The sequence below is a fragment of the Ruminococcus sp. AM31-15AC genome (assembly GCF_003462045.1).
GTDB lineage: Bacteria > Bacillota > Clostridia > Oscillospirales > Ruminococcaceae > Hominimerdicola > Hominimerdicola aceti.
The window spans coordinates 37,628-55,136 of record NZ_QTYG01000001.1 but is presented as its reverse complement, the minus strand read 5'-3'; the positions used below and the strand labels follow the sequence as shown (position 1 = coordinate 55,136).

General features: G+C 41.6%; 19 protein-coding genes and 1 pseudogene. 17 read left to right on the top strand and 3 right to left on the bottom strand.

Features of this window, described 5'->3' with window-relative positions; genetic code table 11:
* The first annotated feature begins 33 nt into the window (after nucleotides 1-33).
* The 11 genes and pseudogenes from rpsO (at nucleotide 34) to DW793_RS00240 (ending at nucleotide 8,294) form a co-directional block, all read left to right on the top strand.
* A complete protein-coding gene (rpsO, locus tag DW793_RS00280; protein WP_022286742.1) occupies nucleotides 34-300 on the top strand; it encodes a 30S ribosomal protein S15 in 267 nt (88 codons plus the stop codon).
* Between the two features lie 177 nt (nucleotides 301-477).
* Nucleotides 478-2,592 carry a polyribonucleotide nucleotidyltransferase gene (locus DW793_RS00275; RefSeq protein ID WP_022286743.1) on the top strand — a complete coding sequence of 705 codons (2,115 nt, stop codon included), beginning with the start codon at nucleotides 478-480 and terminating at the stop codon, nucleotides 2,590-2,592.
* Nucleotides 2,593-2,698: 106 nt separating this feature from the next.
* Nucleotides 2,699-3,433, top strand: coding sequence for a hypothetical protein (locus DW793_RS00270; protein ID WP_118156732.1), 735 nt, complete (start codon nucleotides 2,699-2,701; stop codon nucleotides 3,431-3,433).
* A 93-nt stretch (nucleotides 3,434-3,526) separates the two neighbouring features.
* Nucleotides 3,527-4,369 carry a zinc ribbon domain-containing protein gene (locus tag DW793_RS00265; RefSeq protein ID WP_118156731.1) on the top strand — a complete coding sequence of 281 codons (843 nt, stop codon included), beginning with the start codon at nucleotides 3,527-3,529 and terminating at the stop codon, nucleotides 4,367-4,369.
* A 142-nt stretch (nucleotides 4,370-4,511) separates the two neighbouring features.
* Complete coding sequence (locus DW793_RS00260) at nucleotides 4,512-4,856, top strand: hypothetical protein (protein ID WP_117876122.1); 345 nt, start codon at nucleotides 4,512-4,514, stop codon at nucleotides 4,854-4,856.
* A 17-nt stretch (nucleotides 4,857-4,873) separates the two neighbouring features.
* Nucleotides 4,874-6,784: an SF1B family DNA helicase RecD2 gene (locus DW793_RS00255; protein WP_252969580.1), complete on the top strand. Its 1,911-nt coding sequence runs from the start codon at nucleotides 4,874-4,876 to the stop codon at nucleotides 6,782-6,784.
* Entirely contained in the window at nucleotides 6,781-7,119 is a 339-nt protein-coding gene (locus DW793_RS14930; protein WP_252969579.1) for an ATP-binding domain-containing protein, read from the top strand. The genes DW793_RS00255 and DW793_RS14930 overlap by 4 nt, the downstream gene beginning before the upstream one ends.
* A pseudogene (locus tag DW793_RS15755) lies at nucleotides 7,088-7,246 on the top strand (double zinc ribbon domain-containing protein); the annotation flags it as partial. The gene DW793_RS14930 and the pseudogene DW793_RS15755, both read left to right, overlap by 32 nt.
* Nucleotides 7,247-7,327: 81 nt before the next feature.
* A complete protein-coding gene (locus DW793_RS00250; protein ID WP_181983415.1) occupies nucleotides 7,328-7,810 on the top strand; it encodes a ComF family protein in 483 nt (160 codons plus the stop codon).
* A 42-nt stretch (nucleotides 7,811-7,852) separates the two neighbouring features.
* Nucleotides 7,853-8,047, top strand: a complete 195-nt coding sequence (locus DW793_RS00245) for a hypothetical protein (protein WP_022286749.1) — start codon at nucleotides 7,853-7,855, stop codon at nucleotides 8,045-8,047.
* A complete protein-coding gene (locus DW793_RS00240; RefSeq protein WP_022286750.1) occupies nucleotides 8,037-8,294 on the top strand; it encodes a hypothetical protein in 258 nt (85 codons plus the stop codon). The genes DW793_RS00245 and DW793_RS00240 overlap by 11 nt, the downstream gene beginning before the upstream one ends.
* Nucleotides 8,295-8,326: 32 nt before the next feature.
* Here DW793_RS00240 and DW793_RS00235 read toward each other — a convergent pair whose 3' ends face one another.
* On the bottom strand, nucleotides 8,327-9,124 hold the full coding sequence (locus DW793_RS00235; RefSeq protein WP_117938597.1) for a mechanosensitive ion channel family protein: 798 nt from the start codon (nucleotides 9,122-9,124) through the stop codon (nucleotides 8,327-8,329).
* 243 nt (nucleotides 9,125-9,367) lie between these two features.
* Here DW793_RS00235 and DW793_RS00230 point away from each other — a divergent pair, with 243 nt between their 5' ends.
* From DW793_RS00230 to rpe, 4 genes are all read left to right on the top strand, one after another.
* Nucleotides 9,368-9,820, top strand: coding sequence for an OadG family transporter subunit (locus tag DW793_RS00230; RefSeq protein WP_117856387.1), 453 nt, complete (start codon nucleotides 9,368-9,370; stop codon nucleotides 9,818-9,820).
* Between the two features lie 31 nt (nucleotides 9,821-9,851).
* Nucleotides 9,852-11,075 (top strand): sodium ion-translocating decarboxylase subunit beta, encoded by a 1,224-nt coding sequence (locus tag DW793_RS00225; RefSeq protein WP_117876119.1) that lies wholly within the window; start codon nucleotides 9,852-9,854, stop codon nucleotides 11,073-11,075.
* Nucleotides 11,076-11,143: 68 nt separating this feature from the next.
* Complete coding sequence (gene yfbR, locus DW793_RS00220) at nucleotides 11,144-11,728, top strand: 5'-deoxynucleotidase (protein WP_038671721.1); 585 nt, start codon at nucleotides 11,144-11,146, stop codon at nucleotides 11,726-11,728.
* Nucleotides 11,729-11,814: 86 nt separating this feature from the next.
* Nucleotides 11,815-12,468: a ribulose-phosphate 3-epimerase gene (gene rpe / locus DW793_RS00215; RefSeq protein WP_022286755.1), complete on the top strand. Its 654-nt coding sequence runs from the start codon at nucleotides 11,815-11,817 to the stop codon at nucleotides 12,466-12,468.
* Here the strand turns inward: rpe and DW793_RS00210 are convergent.
* Nucleotides 12,451-12,855, bottom strand: coding sequence for a hypothetical protein (locus tag DW793_RS00210; RefSeq protein WP_118156729.1), 405 nt, complete (start codon nucleotides 12,853-12,855; stop codon nucleotides 12,451-12,453). The genes rpe and DW793_RS00210 overlap by 18 nt on opposite strands.
* 209 nt (nucleotides 12,856-13,064) lie before the next feature.
* Entirely contained in the window at nucleotides 13,065-15,008 is a 1,944-nt protein-coding gene (locus DW793_RS00205; RefSeq protein ID WP_118156728.1) for an ABC-F family ATP-binding cassette domain-containing protein, read from the bottom strand.
* 217 nt (nucleotides 15,009-15,225) lie between these two features.
* Between DW793_RS00205 and speD the strand changes: the two genes are divergently transcribed.
* Together speD and DW793_RS00195 are read left to right on the top strand one after the other, a co-directional pair.
* Nucleotides 15,226-16,041 (top strand): adenosylmethionine decarboxylase, encoded by an 816-nt coding sequence (gene speD, locus DW793_RS00200; RefSeq protein WP_171028812.1) that lies wholly within the window; start codon nucleotides 15,226-15,228, stop codon nucleotides 16,039-16,041.
* Nucleotides 16,042-16,057: 16 nt separating this feature from the next.
* The gene (locus tag DW793_RS00195; RefSeq protein WP_038671728.1) at nucleotides 16,058-17,509 is read left to right on the top strand and encodes an aminotransferase class I/II-fold pyridoxal phosphate-dependent enzyme; all 1,452 of its coding nucleotides are present in this window, start codon (nucleotides 16,058-16,060) and stop codon (nucleotides 17,507-17,509) included.

The window sequence follows — 17,509 nt, the reverse complement described above, 5'->3', positions numbered from 1 at the left end:
TCGGAAATATTTTAACGAAAGAGGTACAAAAAAATGCTTAGAAAAGACGAAAAGACAGCTGTTATCGAAGCTAACAGAACTCACGAAACAGACACAGGTTCACCTGAGGTGCAGATCGCTATCCTTACAAAGAGAATCAGCGACCTTACAGAACATCTTAAGACACACAAGAAGGACAACCACTCAAGAAGCGGTCTGTTCAAGATGATCGGTAAGAGAAGAAATCTTCTCAACTACCTCAAGAAGAAGGATATCGAAAGATATAGAGCTACTATCGAAAAGCTGGGTATCCGTAAGTAATCATGTAACTGACATCAAGGCAGAGGCATTTATTGCCACTGCCTTTTGGTGTTTATTTGAACTGTAGGTGAAAGGTAACTTAGCATTAAACAGAATGTATGAAGCTCGTATGTCCTGTTTATTGCTAATGCTTTCACCATACAGAAAAAACTAAATTTCTAAAATGGAGGAAAGACAATGTTTGAGAATTTCAAAACTTTTGAAACGACATATGCAGGCAGACCTGTAGTAGTTGAAACAGGTAAGACCTGCGGACTTGCTAACGGCTCTTGCTGGGTAAGATACGGTGAAACGGTCGTAATGGCTAACGTTACAGCTTCCGCAAAGCCAAGAGAGGGTGTTGACTTTTTCCCACTTTCAGTTGACTTTGAGGAGAAAATGTATGCAGTAGGCAGAATACCAGGTTCTTTCACAAAGAGAGAAGGCAAGGCTTCTGACAAGGCTATCCTTGCTTCAAGATGTGTAGACAGACCTATCAGACCTCTTTTCCCAAAGGATATGAGAAATGACGTTTCAGTTGTTATGACAGTTCTTTCTGTTGACCCTGACAACTCACCTGAGATCACAGGTATGATAGCTACATCTATTGCACTTTCTATCTCTGATATCCCTTGGAACGGCCCAGTTGCATCTATCAACGTAGGTTACGTTGACGGCGAGCTGGTGCTCAACCCAACTCTTGAGCAGAGAGCTAAGAACAGACTTAACCTTACAGTTGCAGGCTCTGCTGAAAAGATAGTTATGATCGAAGCAGGTGCAGACCAGATCCCTGATGACCTTATGCTCAAGGCTATCATGACAGGTCATGAAGAGATAAAGAAAATGGTAGCTTTCATCAACGATATCAAGGCTCAGATCGGTAAACCTAAGTTTGAGTTTGAGTCAATGGAAGTTGACCACGATCTGTTCGACGCTGTTGAAGCAATGGTAGGCGAGCAGGTAAAGGTTGCTCTTGATACAGATGATAAGAATGTAAGAGACGCAAGACTCCAGCCAATAATCGACGCTGTTCACGAGAAGTTCGACGAGCAGTGCGAGGATAACACTGCTGTTCTTGACGAAGTTATGTATAAGCTCCAGAAGAAGATAGTTAGAAACTGGCTCTATGAGGGCAAGCGTGTTGACGGCAGAGGTATAGATGAGATAAGACCACTTGCCGCAGAAGTTGGCGTTCTCCCAAGAGTACACGGTTCAGGTATCTTCACAAGAGGTCAGACACAGGTAATGACTATCGCAACACTTGGCCCTGTTTCAGACGCTCAGAAGCTTGACGGTATCGACGAGGAAACTTCCAAGAGATATATGCACCAGTACAATTTCCCTTCATATTCTGTTGGTGAAACAAGACCTTCAAGAGGCCCTGGAAGAAGAGAGATAGGTCACGGTGCACTTGCTGAGAGAGCACTCGTTCCGGTTATCCCTTCTGTTGAAGAATTCCCATATGCTATCAGATGCGTATCTGAGGTGCTTTCTTCAAACGGTTCTACATCACAGGGTTCTATCTGTGGTTCTACACTTGCACTTATGGACGCAGGCGTTCCTATCAAAGAGCCTGTTGCAGGTATTTCATGCGGTCTTATCACTAAGGAGGACGGCAGCTGGATGACTATGGTAGACATTCAGGGTCTTGAGGACTTCTACGGCGATATGGACTTTAAGGTAGGCGGTACAAAGAACGGTATCACAGCTATTCAGGTGGATATCAAGGTCGACGGTCTGACACCTGAGATAATCGCAAGTGCTTTTGAAAAGACAAGAAAAGCAAGAATGTACATTCTTGATGAGATAATGCTCAAGGCTATCCCTGCTCCTCGTGCTGAGGTAAGCAAGTGGGCACCTAAGATGCTGGCAACAAAGGTACCGGTTGACAAGATCAGAGAAGTTATCGGTTCAGGCGGAAAGGTAATTCAGAAGATCTCTGCTGAGTGTGACGTTAAGATAGACATATCTGAGGACGGCAGCGTATTCGTTTCAGGTATCGACAAGGAAAAGGCTGAACAGGCAATCAATATCATCAATACTATCGCTAATGACCCTGAGATAGGTGCTATCTACAGAGGTAAGGTAGTAAAGATCATGAACTTTGGTGCTTTCGTTGAGATAGCTCCTGGTAAGGACGGTTTGGTACACATTTCTAAGCTTGACAAATCAAGAGTAGAAAAGGTGGAGGACGTTGTTTCTGTTGGCGACGAGATCGTTGTTAAGGTAATGGAGATCGACGATCAGGGCAGGATCAATCTTTCAAGAAAAGACGCTCTTGCTGATATCGAAGCTAAGAAGAACGCTAAGTAATAAGTTTTTAAGAGCGGGCGGCTATGTGCTGTCCGCTTTTTTTTGTTGACAAAAAAGAAGAAGTGTGTTAATATAAAAGTAATAAATTTTTATAGGGGGTATCTTTATGAGATGTACAGTATGCGGGTGCGATATTCTGCCTAACAGCGTTTGCTGTCAGAATTGTGGCACAAGAGTTATTGAAATGACAGGGGTAAATTCGGCTCAGCCGAGGTATGGCAATAACTGCAACAACAGTTTTAACAACAGCTTCGACAATGGTCTTAACAGCAGTGTCAGAGCGGTCAAAAAGGATATGTCTATAGGCAAAAAGGTGCTTATCCTTTTGCTGGCATTGTTTGTGGGCGCAGCTATCGGTTTTGGATATTGGTACTATCGCAATGTTTCAACCCATACCATTAGAGAGGAGAACTTTAGCGTTGAACTGCCAAGGTCACTTGAAAAGGCAACCACAACAGATTATGCGGCTCAGAGCAGTGACGGAACAGTAAAAGCCAACGGCAAGTATGCAAATATCGACACTGATTTTCAGTATATGATACTCGATTACTCTTCGCTAGCAGGCGAAACAACGGACATTCTTACTGAGGAGCTGTTTATTACCTACATGAAAGGCAATTTAAAAAGTCAGTTTGGAAGTAGCTATAAAGAAGTGTATGCTAGTGGTAACAAGCTTAAAATGACCTATCGTGCAAAAACGGGCGACGAAGTTTATAACTATGCTATATGCAAAAAGTCAGGTTATAAATATTATTGGTTTGTTTTTGGCTGTAAGGCTGATGAAAAGGATTTCTATGACCCGAAATTTGAAAAGTGGGCAAGCACTATCCATATCAATTAATACAAAATTTATAAAAACGATTTGTTAAATTATTGACATAATAAACAGCATATGTTAGAATAAAAGCATAAATTATATGAGGGAGAAAAGAATATGAAATGTCCTATTTGTTCGGCAAAGATCAGTGATACTGACGCTTTTTGTCCTAATTGTGGGTCGGCTGTGAAGTCTGAAACAAGCGGTTATATGGATTCTATCGACACATCAAACCTTGGTGAGAATGTTGGCTTTGGCAAGCGTAACACAACAGGAACACAACCTGTGAATGCAGTACCTCAGCAGAATTATGCTCAGGGTCAGCAATCTTATGGTCAGCCACAGAACGGCTACGCTCAGCAGAGTTATCCGCCTCCGCAGAATGGCAATGCTCAGACGCCTTATGGCAGTGCATATGAGCCTTATAAGATAGCGCCGGTTACATCTGCTAAAAAGGGTATACCAAAGCCCTTGATGTCAGTTCTTGTGTTTATCCTTGCGTTCTTGGTGGCTTTCGGCGTGAGATATTTTTACAAAAACACAGCTACAAAAACATTGCAGGGTACGGGATATACAATGACCGCTCCTGCGGATATTGAGAAATCCAGCAGTACAAATCTGTATGCCCTTGATAACTTCTCCAACAACGAGGTGGGCATAAACGCTGTTAAGCTTTCATATTCTGATTTGGCACTTTACGGCTATGGCAAGGGTGAATCTGCTTCTGATATCTTTGATTTTTTTCTTGAAAACGGCACAACTACTTTAAAAATAACAGGCAGGGATTCAAAATATATTTATTATACCCAGAGCATAGGAGATAAACATTATTACGGCATGAGTTCTATAACAGAGGGCAACGGTGGCTACTACATTTTTGATTTTCTCTGCGAGCAGAAAAATAAGTCAAAGTATGAAGATAAGTTCAAGGATTGGGCTGCTTCAGTTGAGATAAAGTAAATAATTCAAGCTGTCCTTCGGGGCAGCTTTTTTGTTTTGCATAAAAATCTTGCTTTTTTCGTCAAAAAGGTGTAAAATGAATCATATGACACAAAATCTGCTTTCCGCATAAAATGTACTAATAATATGTGGAGGTGATCTTGTGTTGAATCTTATACTTCTTCTGGCTCTTGTGCTGGCGGTCGTTATTTGGTTTTGGGTGAAATGGTATAAGGTGCGAAATGTTGGCAAGCGTGGAGGATATTTGCTTATCCCATGCAAAAAGAATACACATGAGCTTGAACATATGGTTAAAAGCTGTTATTGGGAGGAGTTTTTTCAGCCTGAATATTATGGAAGAGAAATAATCCTCGTTCAGCTTGACAAAAGCGAGATAAATTATGTTTCAAAACGTTTGGAACAGGACTATAGCATCGTTCACTGTGTTGATATAACTGAACTTGCAGATTTTATCAAGCGCAGAGAGCTGAAATGCCATGAAAAATAGATCATTCGGAGAATAATATGGAAGATTTAAAGACCCTCAAGGGTGAGGTTGACAGCATAATATTTAAAAGTGAGGACACAGGCTTCTGTGTGCTTATGCTTAACTGTGACAATGACCTTGTCACAGTTGTTGGCGAAATGGGTGACGTTGAGGAGGGCGAAGATCTCGTTGTAACAGGGGAGTTCACTTCACATCAGAAGTTCGGCGAGCAGTTCAAGGTTCATATCTTTGAGCGTTCTTTGCCTACTACCTCTGCGGCGATCCAGCGTTATCTTGCAAGCGGTGCTATATCAGGCGTAGGACCTGTACTTGCAAAAAAGCTTGTGAACAAGTTCGGGGACGATACCCTTGACATAATAGAAAATACTCCCGACAGGCTCACGGAGATAGACGGGATAACAGTGAAAAAAGCGGAAAAAATATCTCAGGAGTTCAAAACCACTTTTGCCGCAAGGTCTCTTATGTCATATCTTAACAAATTCGAGATAGAAACTTCTTATGGCATAAAGGCGTGGAAGCGTTGGGGCAACACTGCCGAGCAGATTATAAAATCAAACCCTTATGTGCTTTGTATTCAGGGCGTCGATCTGTCATTTTCCCGTGCGGACGCAGTTGCGGCAAAGTCTGATATCCCTGCTGACAGCGAGTGCAGGATAAAGGCAGGTATTACATATATCCTAAGACAAAACGCTGACCAAGGTCATACCTGCCTGCCTTTAGACAGTCTTGTGAAAACAGCGGTGAGTTATCTTGATGTTGATGAAAAGCTTATAAAAAAAGTAATCGAGCATGAAACTGAGGAGGAAAACCTCTACTATTACGATAAGCATGGCAGACGTTTTGTTATGCTTGCAGATTTTTACAAAGCTGAGGACTACATAGCAAGGCGACTTGCCATAATGAGGCAGATCTCTTATGACAATAAGATAGATTTTTCCGAAGTAATTGATCTTGAAGAGGAAAATAATGGCATACAATATGAAAAAATACAGCGTGAAGCCATAAATCTTGCACTGTCAAAGGGTTTTCTTGTGCTGACGGGAGGACCGGGTACAGGAAAGACCACAACGCTCAACGCTATAATTTCTCTTTATCAGCAGCAAGGGCTTAACGTTATGATATGTGCACCAACAGGCAGAGCCGCCAAAAGGCTTTCTGACCTTACGGGATTTGACGCAAAAACTATCCATAGGCTTCTTGAAGTGAAGCATACAAGCGGTGACACACTTGCGTTTATACATGATGAAAACAATCTTCTCGATTGTGACGCTTTGATAATCGACGAGATGTCCATGGTGGATTCCTGCCTTTTTGAAGCCGTTTTGAGAGCCATAAGCGTTACCTGCAAGCTCGTTCTGGTGGGGGACAGCGATCAGCTTCCGTCAGTAGGTGCAGGAAATGTGTTAAAGGATATTATTGACAGCGGAGTAATGTCTGTTGTAACACTAAAAGAGATTTTCAGACAGGCACAGGAGTCTGAGATTGTTATGAACGCCCATAAGATAGTAAACGGCGAGCATATCGACCTAGCCAGCAAGGATAAGGATTTCTTTTTTATGCAACGGCTTGAATATGGAGAACTTCAGGATCTTGTGGTGGAGCTTTGCAAAACAAGGCTGCCAAAAGCCTACGATTACTCGCCCATAGACGACATTCAGGTGCTTTCGCCTACACGTAAAGGTCCTGCGGGTACTGTGGAGCTAAACAAGCGTCTACAGCAGGAGCTTAATCCTCCTGCCGCAGGAAAATCAGAGGTCAAGACCCCTGTTTATACTTTCAGAAAAGGTGACAAGGTCATGCAGACCAAGAATGATTATGAAATTCTTTGGAAAAAGTATATAACCGAGGACAAGACCGAAAGTGGCGCAGGCATTTTTAACGGCGATATAGGCATAATAATTGCAGTGAACAAGATACTAAAACTGTGACTATAGATTTTGAGGGCAGAATAGCTGTCTATGACAAGCAAATGCTGGATAATCTGGAGCTTGCCTATGCCATAACAGTGCATAAAAGCCAAGGTTCTGAGTTTGATGTTGTCATTCTCACTGTATTCGGTGGATTTGACAAGCTTTATTACAGAAATCTGCTTTATACAGCTGTGACAAGAGCCAAAAGAATGCTTATAATAGTTGGCTCGAAAAAGCGTGTTGATTTTATGATAGATAATAATAAACGCACTTTGAGGTATACTGCGCTTAAAAATATGCTAATGGAGCTTGTAGAGGGTGATGACAGTGGTCAGCAGACGCTTGATATATAAATTTCTGCTTGATTTTGTTTATCCTAATCGTTGTCCTATATGTGGAAGTTTTATAAAATGGGACGAGCTTTTGTGCAAAAATTGTGAATGTAAGCTGCCTTTTCATAAAAAAATATTGTGTGAAAAGTGCGGCAAGGATAAGTGCCTGGATCATGATTCACTACATTTTGATAGCATTTATACTCTTATGAGATATGAGGATATCTGCGTGAAAGCAATACATCAGCTTAAAGACGACAGACAGCTTAATTTTGCAGAATATTCTGCGAAGTTTCTGGGTAATGTGCTAAGAGAAAATGGTATCTCACAGCAGGCGGATATCATCACATCAGTGCCAATGCACAGATCAAAACGCCGTAAAAGGGGATATGATCAGGCACAAAAGCTTGCACACTTTACGGCTATGGAGCTTGGGATAAGAGAAGATCATCGTCTGCTTGGACGGACAAGGGATACCGCAGAACAGCATACTCTCACAGCCGCCGAGCGTAAAACGCACGCAGAGGAGATATATTTCTCACTGCCTGACCATGCAGACATAAAAGGCAAAAATATACTGCTATTTGATGATGTTTACACAACAGGTTCAACGCTTAACGTGTGCAGCGGACTGCTAAAGAATATGGGTGCAAAAAACGTCTTTTGTGCAGCTATCGCCACCACCTTGCTCGATGAAAAACACAAAGAATAAAACAGGCCGCCTTCGGTATAATAATATCGGGAGGCGGTCTTTATGATAACTGAGGAACAGTTTGCAGCGATAAAAAGACTTATCGTGTCTGAAAACTGCATGATAGACAGGTTTGAGCATTATGTGAGTGAGATAAAAGAGCCGCAGCTAAAGGAAGATATGCAAAAGCTTACAGCGGCTTTGAAAAATCAGCGTTCAGGGTTGCTCACAAGTTTGGAGGATAACAATGGTAACTGACGGAAATATAATAAAAGAAGCAAGATTTTTTGTCAAGGCGTATTCAAAGGAGTTTTGTCAGACCTACAGTGATCTATGCGGAAGTCCTTTTGCGGAGTGTATAAAAAGTGCGCTTGACGGTCAGCTTAGAATAGCAGAGAAGCTTGAAAGTCTTGAAAAAACATACTGTGACAAAACCAAGCTGCCAATTGCAGACAGTATTGATGTGAACAGATTTTTATATAAGAACAGGGAAGATATGAGGTAAAAAGTCCGCAGATGCTCGTCTGCGGACTTTTGTTATTTTGATATATGTACGTCAAGTTGGTCGAATGGTATGGAAATGCCGTTTGCGTCAAAGCGTTCCTTTGCCTCTTTGAGAAATTTGTATCGTATCTCCCAGTAAGCATCGGTCGGTATCCATACACGCATGATAAGGATTATAGCGCTTGCGCCATGCTCGCAGACAGCCACAAGCGGCTTGTCAGGCTCGTTTATTACCCTTGGCTCATCATTGAGCATTTCTCTAAGAATAGCCATTGCCTTGTTGTGGTCGTCATTGTAGCTGATAGAGAATTTCAGTTCAAGGCGACGTTTGTCGTCAGCAGTTATATTTGTAATAGTTGATTGTGAAACAACTCCGTTTGGTATAAATATCATCTTATTCTCAAGGGTCTTTAGGGTGGTGTAAAGTATAGAGATAGCGTCAACAGTTCCCTCTGAGTCGCCTATTTTTACATAATCACCGCATTTAAAAGGCTTTGAAAAAAGTATGATAAAGCCGCCTGCGACGTTTGAAAGACTGTTTTGAAGAGCAAGACCGATAGCAAGACCTGCTGCACCGATAGTTGCGACTATTGATGACATAGGTACTTGAAGTGCAGAAAGTGCCATTACTATTATTATAATAAGCAATACAGTGTGTACCACAGATGTGAGAAATTTATGTATAGTCACGTCTGTTCGACGCATGCTCAAACCTTTGTGCATGACCTTCAAAACAAGCTTGTCAAGAAGTATTCCTAAAAGAAAAATAACAGCCGCCGCTATAAGATGTGGTGTAAATTCCTCAAGCCAATTCAAAAATTTGTCAGACAAAAAATCATCTCCGTAACATTATTATGTAAAGATATTATAACATCTTAACATGATATTTGCAAGTGTGCCTAAAATATAAGTTTTTTTGCGTATTTATGCACTTTTATCAGAAATCATAACAAAAATAGGTGTTGACTTGGAGATAATTTTGTGAAAAAAATGTGGGAAAAAGTCTTGCTATTTGTGTGGCTTTGGTGTATAATAATATTAAGTTTTATTATACTTACAGTAAGGAGAATTTTTATGATCAATTTTCTTAACACTGCAGCTCAGATGGTTGCGGCAAAGAGTACGATCAGTCCAGACCAAAAAGATCTGGGTGCTGGAACTGTTGCCTCTGTCGTTATCACGGGTATAGTTGTGGTATTTATCGGACTTGTTCTGCTTATTCTGCTTGTGTCGATATACGGCAAGATATTTGACGTTATCAACAGCAGAGCTGCAAGAAAGGCTGAAGAGGCAAAAAAAGCTGCTGAAGCTGCAAAGGCTGTTGCTAAGCCAGAGCCAATAAAGGCTGCTGCTCCTGTTGTAGAAGACGGCATTGAAGAAGAAACAGTTGCTGTTATCATGGCCGCAATTTCGGCTATGAGCAGTGCAGAGGGCAAGAAGCTCGTTCTTAAGAGCGTTAAAACTGCCAAGCCTCAAAGACCTGCATGGTCTACCGCAGGCATAATAGACAATACAAGACCATTTTAGTGCAGTTGACGTGAAAGGAACGTGATAATAGATGTCAATAATTAATTCATTTCTTGATACCATGGCGTCTTTGGCGTCACAGTCGGGTTTTGCGGGTTTCCTCGTAGACGGCGGCTGGAAAAATATCGTAATGATACTTATTTCATTCGTATTTATGTATCTGGCTATTGCAAAGGGCTTTGAGCCACTTCTGCTTTTGCCTATCTCATTCGGTATGCTGCTTACAAACCTGCCATACGCTGAGATGTATCATCCTGATTTCTGGAACTATAAAACGGTTGCAGGCAATGACCACTATATAGATTACGGTCAGATACTTCAAAAGGGTGGTCTGTTGGATATTCTTTATATGGGCGTTAAGCTTCAGATCTATCCACCACTCATATTCCTTGGAATCGGTGCTATGACAGACTTTGGTCCGCTGATCGCAAGCCCTAAGAGCTTTCTTATGGGTGCTGCTGCACAGGGCGGTATCTTCTTTACATTCATCGGTGCGGCTCTCTTCGGCATGAGTGCTGCTGAGTGCGGTTCTATCGCTATCATCGGCGGTGCTGATGGCCCTACATCTATCTATGTATCTTCAAGACTTCTTACCTCAAACAGTAATATCGGCGTTGGTACTATTGCACTTGCAGCCTATACATACATGGCTCTTGTTCCTATTATCCAGCCGCCTATCATGAAGGCTCTTACAACAAAGAAAGAGCGTTCAGTAGTAATGGGTCAGCTAAGACCTGTTTCTAAGGTAGAAAAGCTTATTTTCCCTATCCTCGTAACTATCGTTATCTCACTCATGGTTCCTTCAGCAGCTCCACTGGTTGGTATGCTCATGTTTGGTAACCTTCTTAAAGAGAGTGGCGTCTGCGACAGACTTGTTAAGACTGCTCAGAATGAGCTTATGAACATCATCACTATCTTCCTTGGCGTAACAGTTGGTGCAACAACACAGGCAGATAAGATCATGAATATTCAGTTTGCAGAAGTTATGGCACTTGGCGTTGTGGCATTCTCGCTTGGTACAGCCTGCGGCGTACTTCTTGGTAAGCTTATGTATGTTCTTTCTGGTCACAAGATCAATCCTCTTATCGGTTCAGCAGGTGTATCTGCCGTTCCAATGGCGGCTCGTATCTCTCAGAAGGTCGGTCAGCAGGAAGTTCCTACAAACTATCTGTTGATGCACGCTATGGGTCCTAATGTTGCCGGCGTTATCGGTTCAGCCGTTGCTGCTGGTGTTCTTCTTACAATTGTAAGATAAGATCAGAAATTTTTCGGGACGATGAAAAGCATCGTCCCGATTTTTGTGTATAGTTTAGGAGTGTTGATATGTCAGAAAGTAAATTTTTTGCAGTGATATCCCGTATGAAATATATAAATCGTTGGGCACTTATGCGAAACACGATCAATGAGAATATTAGCGAGCATTCCCTTGAAGTTGCTTTTATCGCACATGTGCTTGCACTTATCCGAAATAAGCGATTTGGCGGAAACGTTTCTCCTGAGAGATGTGCGCTGCTTGCTATGTATCATGATGTCACCGAGATAATCACAGGTGACTTGCCTACGCCTATAAAATATTACAGCCATGAGATAAAGGGCGCATATGATGAGATCGAGCAGAAAGCCAAAAATACTCTGGTGTCTTATCTTCCTGATGATCTGAAAGAGGACTTTGAGCCGCTTTTCTGTAAAACTCCACAGGAAGAAGAAGCATGGACTCTTGTTAAAGCGGCTGATAAGCTTTCTGCACTTATAAAGTGCCTTGAAGAAAGACAAATGGGAAATACTGATTTTGCATCAGCTGAAAAATCTACACTTGAATCTATTGTCGCAATGAATATTCCAGAAGCAAATGTTTTTCTTGATGAATTTATTCCAGCTTATACATTAACTCTTGACGAACAAGCTTGACAATGCCTCAGTGGTGTTGTATAATAGAAATTGAAATTATAGGACAATATTAAGTGGGAAAATATTGAATTAACGGAGGTTTTCAATTGGATATTATCGTTTCTGCGTCGCTGCTTGCCTGCGACTTTTCAAACCTTGCGTTCGAGATAAAGCGTGCTGAGGACGCTGGTGTTGACTGGATTCATTATGATGTCATGGACGGAATGTTTGTGAGAAATATAAGTTTTGGCGAACCGCTTTTGAAAAGTGTGGGCAAAAGCATAACTGTTCCAGTAGACGTTCATCTCATGATTTGTGATCCTATCAGATATATTGATAACTACGCAGATCTTGGAGCTGACCTTATAACTTTTCATTATGAGGCGGCTGATGATCCGCAAGCTGTTATTGACAAAATACATTCGAGGGGGATAAAGGCAGGAATCTCCATTAAGCCTGCAACACCTGTAAGTGCGATCCAGCCATTTCTTAAATCTGTTGATATGGTACTCGTTATGACAGTAAACCCAGGTTTTGGCGGCCAAAAGTTTATTCCTGACACTCTTGAAAAAATAAGCGAAGTGAGATATCTAATTGACCAGACGGAAAGGGATATCAGACTTCAGGTTGACGGTGGCGTAAATCTCGAAACTGCCGGTTTGCTTAAAGAGTCGGGTGCAGACACTTTAGTAACGGGAACATATGCGTTTAAGGCAAACGATATGCCAGAGGCTGTTAAGCTTCTAAGAGAAATAGTTTAGTTTTTCAAAAGGAGTACTGCTCAATAATGGGCTGTACTCCTTTATTTTGTTTATAATCACGTTGTCAGTAGCACAGCTTTTCAGTAAAGCTTTTTTCGCAACTGTTGAGCGTGCATATCCTATGGTGAAGATTAGAGCATGACCACTAGGAAGCTGATACAGACTGCTTTTTATAATCTTTTCGGAGTATTTTTTGTGTATTTCAGTAGCTTTTGATATTAGCTCGTTTGGATCGTAGCTGATTATGGCAAGTTCAGTGGTGTGATGATTGTCGTTTTTAGGTAGTATAAAATATATGTTTATTGTTTCTTCACTTGTCAAAGCAACATCAACTTCAATATTTCCTTCGGATATTTTTATAAGTCCTGTCTCCTTGAGTATAAACATGAGTTCAGATAAAAAATCTTTGCTTCTTTTGTTGCTTTTCTCAAATCTTCAAAGGATATATTCATTATCCGCATATCCTTTTCGTTGAGAATAGCTTTTATTTCATACTCTGACAGCCTTTTTATCTCCAAAACAAACACCCCTTATGTATAATGTCAGTCTGTGCTGTATCATTATACTCATAAGGGGTGGTTTCTGTGAAAATTTGTTTATGAAAGCTGGTCGGAAAGCTCAGCCCACTCGTCCATCTTCTGGTCAAGGGCGGTTTTAGCTTCTTCAAGCTCTTTGCATTTCTCGCTCATTTTGCTGTAGTCAGAAGCTATCTCAGGGTCAGATATGGCATTTTCAAGTTCAAATATCAGAACTTCTGTGTCTTCGATCTCCTTTTCAAGTTCTCTTATGCGGTTGCGTTTTTGAGCGTCAGCGGCACGCTGTTCCTTACTGCGATATTGTCTTGCTTTGTTTTCTTTGTACGCTTTTTCCTCTTCAGCCCGCTTTATCTCTGCTTCGCTCTGCATCTTGAGCTGACGGGCAGCGTTCACCGCTTCGCTGTATGCGTCAAAGTTGCCCTCGTATGAGTTCACCTCATCATGCTTTATCTCTATTATCCTGCTTGCTACCTTGTTGAGTAGATATCTGTCATGAGATACAAGGATTATCGTTCCACCAAACTCTGCCAAAGCGTCCTCCAGCACTTCTTTTGTGCTTAGGTCAAGGTGGTTTGTAGGCTCGTCAAGCACAAGTACATTTCCACGATTGAGAGCCATTATGGCAAAGCAAAGCTTCGCCCTTTCGCCACCGCTGAGAACAGAAATAGGCTTGAACACATTCTCACCAGTAAGCAGAACTGCACCTAGTACGCTTCTTGCTTGTTGTTCTGATAATCTTGGATAGCGATCCATTATTTCTTCAAGCACTGTCTTATGGGGATCAAGTATAGCGTGTTCCTGTTCAAAATAGGATATCTTCACGTTTCCACCCCAGCTTATATTCCCACCCTCGTGTGGGATAATACCTTGGATAAGTTTCAGTATGGAAGTTTTTCCGATACCGTTCGCACCGATTATAGCAACGTGCTCTCCACGGCGAACGTTCATGGTAAGTGACTTTATAAGCTCCTTTTTGTCAGCACCCTCGCCAACAACCAGCGGACAGTCAACAACTCGCACAATATCCTTTGTTGGCTCAATATCATATTCAAGCTTTATCTTTGGCGGCTTTGAGTACATAAGCGGTTTGTCGATTCGCTCGATACGGTCAAGCATATGCTGTCTTGACTTCGCCATTTTTGAGGTTGAAGCCCTAACGAGATTTTTCGCCACATAGTCCTCAAGCTTTGCTATCTCTTTTTGCTGTGCCTCATATTCTTTGAGCTGACGCTCTGAGTTCATTTTCTTTTGCACAAGATAGGAGGAATAGTCCCCTCGATATGATGTGAGCCTGCCTTGTTCTATCTCGCATATTCTCGTACAGACCTTGTTTAGAAAATATCTGTCGTGTGAAACAATGATTATTGCACCCTTGTAGCCTTTGAGATAGTCCTCTAACCACATGAGCGTTTCAAAATCAAGGTGGTTGGTAGGCTCGTCAAGTATAAGCAGATTAGGCTCTTCAAGAAGAAGCTTAGCCAGTGCAAGACGTGTTTTTTCACCGCCTGAAAGGGTAGAGATTACTCTGTCTGTAGGTGTTGAGCCAAAGCCCATGCCGTTAAGCACCTGCTTTATTTTTACATCTATCCTATATCCGTCCCGAGCCTCAAAGTATGAAGAAAGCTCGGCATATTCGTGGCTTATACTGTCAATATCTCCGCCATCTGCCATTTTCTTTTCAAGGACTTTCATTTTATCCAGTGTTTCAAGGAGGGGAGCGAAAGCGTTCTTCATTTCCTCACCTATGGTAAGTTCAGAATTAAGTCCGCTGTTCTGCTTTAAAAAGCCAATGGAAGCCTTGCCTGCGATATTCACAGAGCCTAGTCCTTCGGGGGTCTTGTCATAGCCCTCACTGCCTGTAATGATATTAAGCAGGGTAGACTTTCCGCAGCCGTTCACGCCGATAAGACCAACGGCTTCTCTGTCCTCAACTGTGAAATTTATATCCTTGAGCAGTGCCTGCCCATTGAAATATTTGTAAAGATGTTCAACATTCAATAACATTGTATATTTCTCCTGTAACAATTATCAGAACTTATTATACACTATTTTCTTCTTGATTTCAACCTTTTTTATTTTATTGCCGCACTTATGCCATGCTTAATAAAAAAATATGAAAAAAGTGCGTAAAACTATGTACTTTTTGATCGAGATGTGGTATAATGAAAACAAGTCTATAATTTTAGTCTTGATAGGCTGATTATTTTATCCGAAAGGACGGGTGATGTTAGGGTTGGAGCAGAAGCTTTCTTTGTATGGTTTTAATAATCTAACCAAGACCCTTAGCTTTAACATATATGATGTATGTTATGCCAAAACTGAAAGAGAACAAAAGGAATATATTGCTTATATTGACGAGCAGTATAATTCAGAAAGACTTACGAAAATTCTTTGCGATGTTACTGAGATGATAGGCGCAAGGATACTTAATATATCAAAACAGGATTATGAGCCGCAGGGTGCGTCTGTGAACGTGCTTATTGCTGAAAAAGCCCTCGATGAGGACAGTATCGACCCTTCGTGCAATCAAGGAAAAATAGGTGGCGATGTGCCTGAAATGATACACGCTCACCTTGACAAAAGCCATGTAACTGTTCACACATTTCCTGAGTATCACCCGGACAACTCCATTTCCACATTCCGAGTGGATATAGATGTTTCTACCTGCGGAACTATTTCTCCGCTAAACGCACTGAATTATCTTATCAGCAGCTTTGACTCTGATATTATCACTATTGACTACCGAGTAAGAGGCTTTACCCGAGATGTTTTGGGAAAGAAGTTTTTTATTGACCATAAGATAACTTCTATTCAGGATTATATAGATAAAAATACGCTGACTAAATATGACGCTATAGACGTCAATGTTTACCAGTCAAACATTTTCCATACCAAGCTTCTCATTAAGGATATCGACTTGCAGAATTATCTTTTCAAGCAGGACGTATATGAGCTTACGCCGAAGCAAAGGCTTGACATAACAGATAGTCTGCGCCGTGAGATGATCGAGATATACAGCGGCATGAACATATACTGATAAGGTAGTGATAGATTTGAACTTAACACAGAATAACGCACCTGTGTATGAGGCTTTGAAAAAACATATGAGGAACAGAGTGGTGCGTCTTGACGTACCTGGTCACAAGGGCGGAAGAATGAATAAAGAGCTTCGTGACTTTTTGGGCGTGGATTGTCTGAAGTGCGATGTAAACTCCATGAAGCCACTTGACAACCTTTGTCACCCTGTTTCTGTGATAAAAGATGCTGAAATGCTTGCCGCTGAGGCTTTTGGTGCAAAGCACGCTTTCTTTATAGTAAATGGTACAACTGCCGCAGTTCAGACGATGATATTTACAAGCTGTAAGGCAGGAGATAAAATAATAATGCCGAGAAACGTTCACAGAAGTGCTATCAATGCACTTGTTGTGTGCGGTGCTATACCTGTTTATGTAAACCCAGGCACAAACAAACAGCTTGGAATACCTCTTGGAATGTCCGTTAAGGACGTTGAAAAAGCTATCAAGGAAAATCCTGATGCAAAGGCTGTTTTGGTGAATAACCCGACTTATTACGGAATTTGCTCTGATATAAAAAGCATCGTCAAGCTTGCCCATGAGCATGGTATGTTGGTGCTTGCGGACGAAGCACATGGCACTCACCTTTATTTTGGTGAGGGTCTGCCTTGCTCTGCAATGGCGGCAGGAGCGGATATGGCGGCAGTATCAATACACAAAACAGGAGGAAGCCTAACACAGTCATCGCTCCTTCTTTGTGCTGACACTGTTTCAGAGGGTTATGTAAGACAGATAATTAACCTCACTCAGACCACAAGCGGCTCTTATCTGCTTATGGTATCCCTTGACCTTGCAAGAAAAAATCTTGCGCTCAACGGCAAGGAGCTTTTTAAAAAGGCAGTTGACTATGCCGATTATGCAAGGGAAGAGATAAATAAGATAGGCGGCTATTACGCTTTCGGTCGGGAGCTTGAAAACGGTGACGATATTTTCGCATTTGACAGCACAAAGCTTTCCGTTCACACAAGAGCCATGGGACTGGCAGGCGTTGAGGTCTATGACATTCTCCGTGACGATTACGACATTCAGATAGAGTTCGGTGATATCGGAAATATACTTGCTATAGTTTCCGCAGGAGATAGAGAGCTTGAGATAGAGCGTTTTATATCCGCACTTTCCGAAATTAAAAGGCTTTATTCAAAAGACCCGTCAGGAATGTTTGACCACGAATATATCAATCCTATCGTTGAGATACCGCCGCAGCAAGCTTTCTACAGCGAGAAAAAATCAGTGCCTATAGAAGAAAGCAACGGTATGATATGCGGAGAGTTTGTTATGTGCTATCCACCGGGAATACCTATTCTTGCCCCTGGTGAGAAGATAACTTCCGACATACTTAATTATATCGCATACTGTAAAGAAAAGGGCTGTTTTCTTACAGGTACGGAGGATCTTGAGATAAACAACATAAACGTAGTGGTAAATTCATAG